7 protein-coding genes and 1 pseudogene are annotated in these 12,251 nt (G+C 49.2%); 1 reads left to right on the top strand and 7 read right to left on the bottom strand.

Annotated elements, in window-relative coordinates; genetic code table 11:
* Positions 1-66: 66 nt before the first annotated feature.
* From FYJ53_RS09500 to FYJ53_RS09485, 4 genes and pseudogenes are all read right to left on the bottom strand, one after another.
* Positions 67-705, bottom strand: coding sequence for a B12-binding domain-containing protein (locus FYJ53_RS09500; RefSeq protein ID WP_013378899.1), 639 nt, complete (start codon positions 703-705; stop codon positions 67-69).
* Positions 706-756: 51 nt separating this feature from the next.
* Positions 757-1,551 carry a methyltetrahydrofolate cobalamin methyltransferase gene (locus FYJ53_RS09495; RefSeq protein ID WP_073382670.1) on the bottom strand — a complete coding sequence of 265 codons (795 nt, stop codon included), beginning with the start codon at positions 1,549-1,551 and terminating at the stop codon, positions 757-759.
* Between the two features lie 26 nt (positions 1,552-1,577).
* Entirely contained in the window at positions 1,578-2,582 is a 1,005-nt protein-coding gene (locus FYJ53_RS09490; RefSeq protein ID WP_148427768.1) for a hypothetical protein, read from the bottom strand.
* A 25-nt stretch (positions 2,583-2,607) separates the two neighbouring features.
* Positions 2,608-4,053: pseudogene (locus tag FYJ53_RS09485) on the bottom strand (trimethylamine methyltransferase family protein); the annotation flags it as partial.
* A gap of 341 nt (positions 4,054-4,394) precedes the next feature.
* Between FYJ53_RS09485 and FYJ53_RS09480 the strand changes: the two are divergent.
* Positions 4,395-5,663, top strand: a complete 1,269-nt coding sequence (locus FYJ53_RS09480; protein ID WP_013378892.1) for a phosphotransferase — start codon at positions 4,395-4,397, stop codon at positions 5,661-5,663.
* A 42-nt stretch (positions 5,664-5,705) separates the two neighbouring features.
* On the opposite strand, the gene FYJ53_RS09475 is transcribed toward FYJ53_RS09480, so the two are convergent.
* From FYJ53_RS09475 to ileS, 3 genes are all read right to left on the bottom strand, one after another.
* The gene (locus tag FYJ53_RS09475) at positions 5,706-6,998 is read right to left on the bottom strand and encodes a DMT family transporter (protein ID WP_070081132.1); all 1,293 of its coding nucleotides are present in this window, start codon (positions 6,996-6,998) and stop codon (positions 5,706-5,708) included.
* 14 nt (positions 6,999-7,012) lie between these two features.
* Positions 7,013-8,599 (bottom strand): helix-turn-helix transcriptional regulator, encoded by a 1,587-nt coding sequence (locus FYJ53_RS09470; RefSeq protein ID WP_013378890.1) that lies wholly within the window; start codon positions 8,597-8,599, stop codon positions 7,013-7,015.
* 267 nt (positions 8,600-8,866) lie between these two features.
* Positions 8,867-11,986 carry an isoleucine--tRNA ligase gene (gene ileS / locus FYJ53_RS09465; RefSeq protein ID WP_148427772.1) on the bottom strand — a complete coding sequence of 1,040 codons (3,120 nt, stop codon included), beginning with the start codon at positions 11,984-11,986 and terminating at the stop codon, positions 8,867-8,869.
* Between the last annotated feature and the right edge of the window lie 265 nt (positions 11,987-12,251).

The raw sequence follows: 12,251 nt of genomic DNA, 5'->3' as shown, positions 1-12,251 counted from the left end.
CGATGCAGATTGGAAAATCGCGGGGCTTTCTGGATTATGAAAGGATTATGATTGAACACACATGGTTTAAGCGATCAGCTCTTTAACAGAGGTCACCGCAGACGCGGCGTCGGAAGCGTAGGCGTCTGCCCCGATAGCTTCGCCAAAGTCAGCGGTAATGGGCGCACCGCCGATTAAAATTTTGACATGGCTGACGCTGTCTTCTTCACGGATGGCCGCCACGGTTTCTTCAAGCGACGGCATGGTGGTGGTCAGGAGGGCAGACAGCGCCACCAGTTCAATGTCCGGGTTGTCCTGAAGGGTCTTGATAATTTTATCCTTTGGCACATCCACACCAAGGTCCGTCACTTCAAAGCCTGCGCTCTCGATCATCATGGACACAAGATTTTTGCCGATGTCATGCAGATCGCCGTGGACAGTGCAGATCAGGACCTTTCCCCCGCTTGCGGCATCACCGCTTGCCAGATGGGGCTTTAAGACCTCTACTCCGAGTTTCATGGCTTTGGCGGCAACGAGCATCTCGGGCACATAGACCTCACCGGTCTTAAAACGTTCGCCGATTGCGTCCATGGCTCCGATCATCCCAGTGTTCAAAATTTCCATGGGATCACAGCCGGCATCTAAGGCTTCCTGCACAATTCCCTGGATCAGCTTTCTTTTTCCTTTTGCAATGGCTTCTGATACTTTTTGAATATTTTCGTTCATTTTTTATTCTCCCTTTTTATTAATCAATTTATCTGAATACTTATGGCCATTTTATCCGATAACGCCCTCTCTAAAGGCATCGATGTATTCCAGGCAGTACTCATCATTTTCAAGCAGAGCGTCGGCAGCGTAGATCATGGCCATCATATCCCGGTTGGTCGGATCCACAATGGCGCTGTCCATGCCGGCCTCCATGGCCAGCACCATAAAGGCCTGGTTCACGTATTTTCTCCCCGGCAGCCCGAAAGAAATATTGCTGAGGCCGCTGGTGATATGGATTTCCGGGTACTCCGCCTTGATCTGACGGCAGCACTGTGCAAACATGGTCAGGGCGTCCTCACTGGTGGAAAGTGTGACCACCAGCGGGTCAATATGCAGCCTGGATGGGGCAATATTGTACGCCTCGGCTCTGTCCATGATATTGTGAAAGACCTCCATGCGCCGCAGCGTCGTGTCTGGGATGCCACGGTCGTCACAGAGCAGCGCCACACATTCCCACTCAGTGTTGGCGATGACGGGAAAAATCATGTCGATTTTATCCCCTTCCATGGATACAGAGTTGATGAGTCCCGGCTTTTTGCAGTATTTCATGCCTTCAATACAGGCCCGGGGGCTTGGGCTGTCCACACAGACAGGAACGTCGGTTGTCTCCTGAATCAGGTCGATCATCCATTTCAGGGTTTCACCTTCTTTTTCTTCTGCCACTGAGGCGCAGCAGTCGATAAAGGTGGCATTGGCCTCGGATTGTATCCTGGCCCGGTGCCTGATTTCTTCTCCATCACGATTTTTGATGGCTTCTCCAACTGCGGGAATGGAACCGTTAATTTTTTCTCCTATTATAATCATCCGTTTTCCTTTCTCTTTTCTAAAATCTAACTTTCCTTACTGACTAAAGCCGCACCGCCAAAGAGCACCAGCGCGCCCAGGATCGTGCCGAGTCCCGGCATTTCCAAAAATGGCGGGAACATCAGGATAATGACGATCCAGATGCCATAGGTGATATTGAGCACCTGAGCGGTGGCAACGCCGCTGTATTCCATACTGTAGTACCAGGTGATGTAGGATACCCCGCCCAGGCAGGAACCAATGAACAGAATGATCCACACTGCAATTTTGACGCCGCCCAAACCTGCAAAGGCCGGGATCGCCATGTTCATGTCAAAGGATTGAACCAGGCTGAGCACATATACAAAGTTATTGGTAGCGATTGATATAATGATGATTAAGATCAGGTATAACAGCAGGAGGAAGGTTCTTCTCAGGGTCGTCGATACCGTCGAGGACACATCTCCGCGCATCATGTTATAACCAAAGCAGCCTTCCATGGCATAGCCGACCGCACATATAAAAGCGATGCCGTATACAAAGATCGGAACACCCGCGCCGGAAAGCCCATACATAACGCCGGTGCCCACGATACACAGGATAATGCCGAAAAATTTTAGTTTTGTCAGTTTTTCCTTAAACCAGATGGCGGCCACAATGGCCCCGATGGCCGGGAATGCGGCAGAAATAGTGCCTGCCACCGATGTGGAGTAACTGCTGGCAATGGAGTACGGGATCGCGCCCAGCAGCCCGGAAAACAAAGCTGCTGGAATAATACCGAAAGAGCTTTTGCTGAATAATATCTTCAGGTAATCCTTGAACTCACCAATTTTTATCAGGTAGCAACACTCAAAGATCAGTCCAAAAACACTGTCGCAGAGACCGATGACCAGTGCGGTGGTAATGATGAGAATCCAGCCCTGGAAATTATCAACGGTCCCGGTGCTGCCCGCGTACAGGTTTAAAACATTGTACAGGAGCACGGTATAAAATCCCCAGGACAGACCGGAGGCCACCCCAAACAGGATTCCCTTTTTCTTGTTCGATGACATAATTCACCTCTCTTGGGGGCTGCTCTTAGCGCGCTTCCACCATCTTCATGTATTTTTTCATTTCCGCCTCTACCGCTGGGTCAACGACCATCTCCGGCGCTTCATCTAAGATCTTCTGAACGCGTTTGCTGGCCTGCTCAATGAGGTCTGGGCTTCCGTTCTTTTCCCATTGTTCATAACTTTCCCAGTCAGAGACGGTTGGCTGCCAATCATCATGGCAGTAGTCCAGCGTACTGTCATTGGTCATGAAATCGCCGCGGAAATCCGCTTCGTAAATTTCATCAAGGGCCAGGGTTTCCTCAGTGGTTTCCATTCCCTTTAATATATGCTGCACACGGCCGATGAGTTCATCATCGAGAACGGTTTTTTCAAAAGAGGTACACATCAGATTCTCCAGGGTGCCCACAGACTGACTGGTTAAGGTAACGCCCGCCAATGCGGTGAGGATAAAACTCTGCATGGTTTCCATCCCTGCCTGATAATCAATGGCCTTTGAACTGGTGACACCGGTCTGGGCTCTTGCCGGCAGATGATAGTAATCCTTGTACATCTGTGTGGCGGCGATGAGCATGAGGGCTGTATCCGGTGCTGCACATTCCCATGAGGCGTATTTGAGATTACCGTAGGTCAGGGATGCGGACAGGATAACCGGAACACCGGGCTTGATCAGCTGGGCATATACCAGACCGGCCAATTGCTCAGCATTCTGGAGAGCCACCGTCGAATACAGGAATACCGGCGAGGTGATGCCGGACATAGGAGCAGATACAATGGAAACCGGCTGGTTCCAGGCGGCGTAAACCTCGATGCCCTCGCAGGCAAACTCGGAATAGTACAGCGGAGAATTTGGACAGACTGCATGCCAGGTCACATAGTGATCTTGGCAAAAGCCCTCTTTCCCAAAGGCCACCTCGTACAGCCGGAGGTTTTCTTCCTTTTCGGCGATGGAGTCCAGTTCCATAGGCGCCAGAAGCGGTTTGTCACAGTGTTTAAAGGATTCATAGGTCATGTACATTCCTTTATAACGCTGGGGAACATCGCTCGGGCTCATGGGCTGGTAGCCGGCAATGGGAATGTTCTCACAGGCATGGTAAACCTTCTGCATATTGGCAAAGTCCTTCAAGAGAGGAGCCCGCCGTCCCTGTTTCAGATCTGAAACGAAAACCTCTCCCCCTGCCGGGTGGACCGACAGCTGCGCGCCACAATTGACGCTTTTGGCATCGTCCATGGCCTGAAGCTTAAAGGTGGAGGGACACTGTTTAACAGAAGCCTCGACCAGAGCCCTTGGAAAGAAAACAATCTCGCCCTCTACCTTGCAGCCGGCCTTTTTTAAAAGGTCGCGTGCCTTTTCGCTTTCAAAAATGACCCCTTTTTTTGCCAGAATCTCCATACTGGCTTCGTGTACCCGGTCCATTGCTTCTGGACTCAGCACTTCAATTTTTGAATTCATCATGTTTATTACTCCTCCTGAATTTTTGCTTTTCTGAACGGCCCGTTCGTTTCATGGCTCTATCATAGCCTGTTTTCACCCCCGCTGACAACGCGCAGGTTCTGACATCTGCATGCATATTTCTCCAAAATCAAATTTTGATGCCTCTTTCAATTTTTTATGGTCACTGATCAAAAAAAGATGGTGTGCTGGCTGAAAACCTTCAAAAATTTCCATTGAAATCAAATTTTGACATTCTGCACTGGAGGATCGTAATATCAAAAACTGCTGATTTCGATTTCAAAAAAACTGTGCTATCCTGAAAACAGATCAGGGCGCCCTGTACACGGGCTGCCCAATAAATATAAAAAGGGGAATAAAAAATGGTAGACGGAAAATTTATTGAAATGCAGACCGAGATTATGAAGAACTATCCCCCTGCAAACGCCCAGGCGCTGTTAAACATTTTTAACGCCGCCTCCGGTATGCAGGAATATCTGGATGACGTTCTGGCCAAAACGCGTGAGTCCTATCTGTACACACAGCTGAGGGACCTTGTGGAAAATTACTATGATATCGGAACATTGCTGGACGTATATCAGATCTTTGGCGGATACATCAACACATCCTTTGGTATCTATACTGAAAAGAACGGTGAAAAACAAACCTGGTTTGTCCGTAAATACAAAAACGGCAAGGAACTGGAATCCCTGCTCTTTGAACACAGTATGCTGAAGTACGCCAGGGAAAACGGGTTCAGCTATGGTGCGGTCCCCATCCCAGCCAAGGATGGTAAAACCTATCACGAGGTAACGGAAACCACCACTGAGGGCGAGACCAAAAGCTATTTTGCTGTTTTTAACTTTGTGGGCGGGAAAGCACACTACGACTGGATTCCCAATTGGGCCAACGCTGGAGTCGCCGATCTTACTGTCACCTCAGCGGCAAAATCGCTGGCCGAATTCCACAACTCAACCCGCGGATTTGACCCCGAAGGGCGCCACGGAGACAACATCATGGACAATGAGGACATCACCGTGAATGAAATCATCAGGAAATTCCCGAAAACCCTGAAGGAATACCGCAAAAGCTACGCCGAAGCAGGCTTTGAAAATGTTTATACTGAATACTATGACGCCAACTACGACTACTTTGCCAAAATGTGCGAACGCTCAGTGATTCCAGACGCCGATTATAATACCATGGTTTCCAACGTCTGCCACTGCGACTTCCACCCCGGCAACTTTAAATACCTGGACAACGGCGAGGTCTGCGGCAGCTTTGACTATGATATGGCAAAAATCGACTCCCGTCTGTTCGAGCTGGGTCTGGCCATCCACTACTGCTTCTCCTCCTGGCTCTCTGATACCAATGGCATCATTAACCTGGGCCGAGCGTCCCTGTTCGTAAAAACTTACGACGAAGAACTCCATAAAGCCGGCGGCATTGAGCCTCTGACAGCCATTGAGAAAAAGTATCTCTACGAGGTAACCATACAAGGGGCCCTCTACGATTTGGGCTGGTGCAGCTCTGCCTGTGTTTACGACTCCACCCTGGACCCCTACGAGTACCTTTTCTACACCCAGCACTTTGTGGCCTGTCTGAAATGGCTCGAGGCCAACGAGGAAGCTTTCAGAAAAGCCTTTAAATAAAAAATAAAAACCCGCCGCGGGCTCCCCTGCGGCGGGTTTTTTCTATTCCTCTTTTTTTACCAGCCGATACTGGCAGAGCCGTTTTCCACGCTGAAAATGCTCACCGTTATCGACGGTTTCCTGGACGATTTCGATCAGGCCCATGGCACGCATTTCCACAGTCCATTCTCTCACCAGCTCCCTGTACTCAGTGGTATAGTTTTTTTCATAGGCTTCAATATAATCTGCAATTTCATAGTCCCATAGCTTCTGGGCGTCCTCCAGATGCTCCAGAATGGCAATTTTAGCCGGCGGGCGTTTCACGTTTTTCTCCCTTTCTACCAGAGAGCTGACCGTGTTTTTCTGGCGCAGCAGCGGCAGGCCGTCCGAGTTGGCGCAGTCCATATAAACAATGACCACCCCTATCAGGGAGCCTGAGGCCGCCAAAATAGTGTACCAGTCCGGCGTGTCCATGAAAAAAACCATACTGAGCACCAGCAGAATAAAGCCGGAAAGATTGCTGACCGCCGGCCCCCTGCAGGCCCCGATAAAGACAATACTCCGATACCAGTTAATATAATTGACAGCCAGAAAAATCCCGATGCCCAGGATCATCCATGCGCTCTGACTCTGGAAGCAGGCCTTAAAAGCAGCGAGGATCGGTGATCCTGTAAACAGCAGGAACAGACACACCATCAGCCAGAGCAGACTCTCAAAGCAGAAACGTATCCCCAGACACACATCCGAGTCTGAGGTCTCACAGAGCTTTCCAACAATGGCTGCCTCTACTCCCCAGCCAATGCCGGCCGCGATCCCAAACAGGGACAACATGAGTGAATTGCTGCTCTCTGCAAAAAGGTTGGGCAGATAGATCAGACTGGAGCATACCAGGATAACAAGGATTCCCAGGGCACACTGCCAGCTGATAATCTCTTTATACCATTTGCGCGCGATAGCGGCTGTGAGCACAGGATAAAACAGCACCGCAATAGTCGAAAAAACCGTGTCGGACAAGGCGAGAATGTAGGTGCAAAAGGCCGCGATCCCGCCTGCCAGAGCCGCCAATGCCACCTTACTGATAACCGACGGAGAATGCAGGCACCGAAGAAATTCCTTAAACTTATGCTGTGAACCGATCCACACCAGGTTGATGGCCGTCACCATAAAAGTGGTCGCGGTGGCCAGCACGGTGGGCAGCATTGTCATGGAATAGCTGTCACTCTGGTGTATTTTCATGACCGAGGTGATGAGGATATAGGCCATCCCCCAACAGGTGCCGCAGATCAGGGCATAGCGGAAGCCCAGATTACATCGGATGATATTTTGTTTATAGCCAACGAGGTTATCATTTTTCATAATTGCATTCCTTTTTAAATATGATTGCTCTGTCTATACTGCCCGGGCGTTGTGCCCTCAATCTTTTTAAAAGTCCGGGTCAGTGTCAGGGCGTTATTGTACCCTACCTGCTCAGCGATATCTGTGATTGTCCGGTCCGACTCCCGTAAAAGACGGCAGGCCTCCTGTATCCTCAGCCTTGACAGATAATCGCTGAACCGTGTGCCCATGGCTTTTTTAAAGCTTCTGGAAAAATAGGAGGGATTCATATTAAATTCCTCGGCCACAGCCACAGCGTTCAGGTTCGAGTCCTGATAATGGCTTTTAAGGTACGCGCTCACCCGCTGCATCTTGCTGTCTGCGGCTGATACCAGATCTCCCGCAGAATACTGGTTGATCTTTTCAAAGATCTCCTGAGATACAGCCTCCAGTTCTGGCAGGGATTTACATTCCAGCAAAAGCCGCTGGGCATCCAGCTGATCAAAAAATTCCACGTCCAGGGATAGACGGACCTCCCCCAATGCGTTGATCATGGAATTCAGCAGCCCGAACAGCCGGAAACGCGCCAGGTTAAGCGATGAAGCCCCTGTGATGTAATCATTTTTTAAAAGCTTATTGAAAATTTTCGAGGCCTCCTCATAGTCCCCGGCGTTGATGGCATTGATAAAATGATGCTCATATTTAAACCACAGCTGTTCGTTGCCTTTATAGGGCTGTCCGGCCATGTAGTCTGTGTAAAAGAGAATATGTGTGTCACTTCCCGTCAGGCGGGCCTTCTGCAATGTTTCTACTGTTTGAAAATAGGCAGTTTTGCAGCCGGGGATTCCCCGGTGGACACCACTGACACAGACCCAGAGATCATAATTAAACTCATGCCAGATATTGTCCCGCATGAGTTTGACCATACGCTCGATCTCGATAGATGAGACTGTGGTGTCGAGTGATGCCACATCGGATAAAATAAAACAGGCGATACGGCCGTCAATTTCAGTGCCATAACACTGGTAAATGCGTTTCATATAGGAAGAAAAATTTTCCCGGATAAAAGCATAAATATAGTTTAGCTTTTCGTCCTCGATCTGGTTCTCGTCGGAAACTACGTCAAAGAGCACCAAAACAAATTCATGGCTGCGGATATCAAAATCATATTCCTCCATGAGCTGGTAGTAGATGGCCTCATTCTGAATATGCCCCTTTAGCAGACGGATCAGAAAATTTTCAAATAGGATATCTTTCTGTTGCTCGACTTTACTCTTATAGGTATCGTACTCTTTATAAAATTGATCAAAGGTCTGGAAAATATGACCCGCGGGATTCTGTGTCGTATAATAATCATCCACAGGGCTGCTGTTGTTTTCATCCAGTATTCCAATAATGCGTGAAATAGCAATGTAATAGTTCTGTAGAATAAAGAAATTGAGAAAAAGCCCGATAACAATGACTAAAACCGTGATTTTCAACAGGATATCCGTAAATGTCCCCTGTGTGTCCCCGGGCAACATGGTGCTGACATAGCGGTATGCCAGGAAAGCGAAAAAAAGGATGACTAAAATCCAAACTACAGAGGTTTTTAAAAACCAGTCCCATCCAGAATTCTCAGTATATTTTTTCTTAACATCCAAGTGTTTGTCTCCCCTCAAACAGGTTCTGTATTAATTTAATATTATAGCACTCTGTTTACGAAAAGTAAATGTTATCACATTCGCTAAAAGTTATGGATAATCCTTCTTTTCTTCTTGTTTTATCCTCACCTTATCGCTTATCCCGCATTCTTATACTGTTTTTAGCATTTTGTAAAAATATTTATTTTAAGAATTATGTTTGATTATTATAAAAAACAAAGCCGGAACACTATATGAACAGTGTTCCGGCGGTTTTAGTCCTAACCTTTATTTAACTTTCTCAACCCCGAAGGCTGCCTCATGCCCGTTGAGAGTGCAGGCTTCCAGATTGCCTTCTCCCTTGGTGATGGACTCCGCCAGGGTTTCTTTTTTGATGAAATTGGCAAAGGCTTCGATGGCGGCGCTGACTTCTGCGTCGGCCTGGTAAGTGATGTCAATATGGTCGTTGACCTCGAAGCCGTTTCCTTTACGCAGCTGCTGGATACGGGACACACATTCGCGGGCGTAGCCCTCATTGATGAGGTCCTCATTCAGAGTGGTGTCGAGAATGATGAACTTATTGTTGGCGGTCTGTACATTAAAGCCTTCCTTGGCCGCGATACGGATATCCACAAAGTCCTTGGTCAGCTCAATGGTTTGGTCGTCGATTTCCACCGGGTAGACTTCTCCGGCGTCCAGCTTCGCCACGACTTCAGCAGGGTTGACACCAGCCAGGGCTTTGCCCAGCAGCTTGACATTTTTGCCGAGAATCGGTCCCGCTACCTTGAAATTTGGTTTTAAGGTATAATTCATGAAGTCGCCCAGATTTTCCTCAAAGTCGACTTTTTTGATGTTCAGCTCTTCCTCCATCAGCTTGGTCAGGTCGCCCAGGATATCCTTGTACTTGCCGTCGATGATGATCTCTGAAAGCGGCTGACGCACCTTGATCTGCGCTTCCTCACGGGCGCTCCGGCCAAGGCTTACCAGATCGCGTACAAGGTCCATGGGTTCTTCCACAGCCTCGTCGATCAGGTCTTCATTCACGGCCGGGTAATCCGCCAGATGGACGGATTCGGCGCCGGTCAGCTTAGTGTAGATTTCTTCGCTGATATAGGGCGCGAACGGCGCGACGAGTCTTGCCAGACCTTCCAAAACCTCGAAGGTGGTGTTGAACACCGCTTTTTTGTCCTCTGTCAGCTCACTGCCCCAGAAACGGCGGCGGTTGCGGCGGATATACCAGTTGGACAGATCCTCATTGACAAAATTCTGGATCTTGCGGACGGCCTTGGTCAAGTCGTAGATTTCCATTTCGCCGCGAACTTCCTGCACCAGACGGTTGTACTTGGACAGAATCCAGCGGTCGATTTCCGGGCGCTTATGATAATCCACAAAGAAGGTTCTCGGGTCGATGCCGTCGGTGTTGGCGTACAGAGTGAAGAAGTTATAGGTGTTCTTCAGTGTATTAAAGAATTTACTCTGTACTTCCTTTAAGCCCTCCACGTCGAAGCGGGTCGGCGTCCAGGCTGGGGATACATAAAGCAGGTACCAACGGAGAGCGTCGGCGCCGTATTGGTCAAAGAGCTCAAAGGGATCTACGGTGTTGCCTCTGGATTTGGACATCTTTTGTCCCTCCGCGTCGAGGATCAAATCATTGACAAGAACCTTTTTATAGGGTGATTTTTCCGTCACAAAGGAGGAGATGGCCAGCAGGGAATAGAACCATCCACGGGTCTGGTCAATGCCCTCGCAGATGAAATCAGCCGGATACTGGCTTTCCCAAAGCTCCTTGTTTTCAAAGGGGTAGTGGTACTGGGCAAAGGGCATGGAGCCGGAATCAAACCAGCAGTCAATGACGTCCTTGACCCGGGTCATGGGCTTTCCACACTTCGGACATCTCAGATGGACGTCGTCCACGTAGGGGCGGTGAAGCTCGATGTCCTCACTGATGTCCTCAATGGCTCTTTCGGCCAGCTCAGCTCTGGAGCCGACAGATGCCAGCTCGCCGCAGTTTTCATCGTCACAGCGCCAGATGGGCAGCGGCGTTCCCCAGTAACGGCTTCTTGAGATCGCCCAGTCGTTGAGGTTTTCCAGCCAGTTGCCAAAGCGCTTTTCGCCCACAAATTCGGGATACCAGTCCACACCATTGTTATTTTCAATGAGGCGGTCCTTGATCTTAGTCATTTCGATGTACCAGCTTGGTTTCGCGTAGTATAAGAGCGGTGTCTTACAGCGCCAGCAGTGTGGGTAGTTGTGAAGCACCTTTTCTTTTTTGAACAGCTTGCCGTTTTCTTTTAACCAGGTAATGATCTCAATATCCAGGCCGTCTTCCATGACAAAGCGGCCCTTCCACGGGGTTTCGGTATATTTGCCGTCTTCGCCCACAGGCTGGAGAACAGGCAGGTTGTATTTACGTCCGACCTGGTAGTCGTCCTCCCCAAAAGCCGGAGCGATGTGGACCACGCCGGTACCGTCCTCAGTGGTGACATAATCGGCACAGGTGACAAAGAATGCCTTTTTATTTGGGGGTACGGGCACAAAATCCATGAGACGTTCATAGGGAATATTCTCAAGCGCTTTACCCTTCATTTCCTCGATGATCTCGTAGTCATCGCCCAGCAGCTTCGGCGCCAGCACTTTGGCGCAGATATAGACCTCACCCTTACTTCTTGCCTTAATGTAGTCTGCTTCCGGATTAACAGCCAGCGCGACATTCGCGGCCAGTGTCCACGGGGTGGTGGTCCAGACCAGGAAGTACTCGTTGGCATCGGCGCGCTTGAAAGCAGCGACAACGGTATTGGTCTTGATCTCCTGATAGCCCTGAGCGACCTCGTGGGATGCCAGACCGGTACCACAGCGCGGACAGTAAGGCAGGATTTTATGCCCCTCGTAGATAAAGCCCTCGTTAAAGAATTTATTCAGAATCCACCAGACAGATTCGATATAGTTGTTATCCAGGGTGATGTAGGGATTTTCCAGGTCAATGAAATAGCCCATGCGCTTGCTCATTTCACGCCATTGTTTTTCATAGCTGAAGACGGAGTCCTTACATTTCTTATTGAACTCGGCGATGCCGTAGGCTTCGATTTCTGGCTTGCTGCTGATGCCCAGCTGCTTTTCGACCTCGATCTCAACCGGCAGACCGTGGGTATCCCAGCCGGCTTTACGCAGTACCCGGTATCCCTTCATGGTCTGATATTTACAGACAGAGTCTTTTAAGGTACGGGCGATCACATGATGGATCCCCGGTTTTCCATTGGCCGTCGGCGGCCCCTCATAAAATACAAAATTTTCTGCGTCGTCCCGGTTTTTGATGGTTCTGTCTAAGATATCCATCTCTTCCCAGCGGCTGGCGATTTTATTTTCAGTTTCACTGACACATTCATTGGATAAATTTTTAAATACAGCCATAGTGCCTCCTTATTTGGTTATGTTATTTTGATTTTTATTTCGCAGGATTATTGAGCATTAAAAAAGCTCCGCCCCTGCAACACGCAGGGACGAAGCGCTAAACTCCGCGGTACCACCCAGATTGACAGACTCCGCCCTTATAAGGGAGCCTGCCCACTCAATAAAGATAACGGTTTCCCGTGGTTTCCTAACCAGCTGGCTCAGAAACCCTGCTCAAAGGTGATTTCCATGATCGTTGTTCTGGCAGCCTTTCAGCACCGGGGCT

The sequence above is a fragment of the Eubacterium sp. BL-380-WT-2B genome (assembly GCF_009696115.1).
Taxonomy (GTDB): domain Bacteria; phylum Bacillota; class Clostridia; order Eubacteriales; family Eubacteriaceae; genus Eubacterium; species Eubacterium callanderi.
Note: the sequence above shows the minus strand (reverse complement) of the source record. Positions and strands in the feature narration are given on the sequence as shown.

What these genes read in the sequence shown, in the direction of transcription:
- FYJ53_RS09475 (WP_070081132.1), bottom strand. Translation starts at nt 6,998, where the DNA reads ATGAAAAATGATAACCTCGTTGGCTATAAACAAAATATCATCCGATGT.
- FYJ53_RS09495 (WP_073382670.1), bottom strand. Translation starts at nt 1,551, where the DNA reads ATGATTATAATAGGAGAAAAAATTAACGGTTCCATTCCCGCAGTTGGA.
- FYJ53_RS09480 (WP_013378892.1), top strand. Translation starts at nt 4,395, where the DNA reads ATGGTAGACGGAAAATTTATTGAAATGCAGACCGAGATTATGAAGAAC.
- ileS (WP_148427772.1), bottom strand. Translation starts at nt 11,986, where the DNA reads ATGGCTGTATTTAAAAATTTATCCAATGAATGTGTCAGTGAAACTGAA.
- FYJ53_RS09490 (WP_148427768.1), bottom strand. Translation starts at nt 2,582, where the DNA reads ATGTCATCGAACAAGAAAAAGGGAATCCTGTTTGGGGTGGCCTCCGGT.
- FYJ53_RS09500 (WP_013378899.1), bottom strand. Translation starts at nt 705, where the DNA reads ATGAACGAAAATATTCAAAAAGTATCAGAAGCCATTGCAAAAGGAAAA.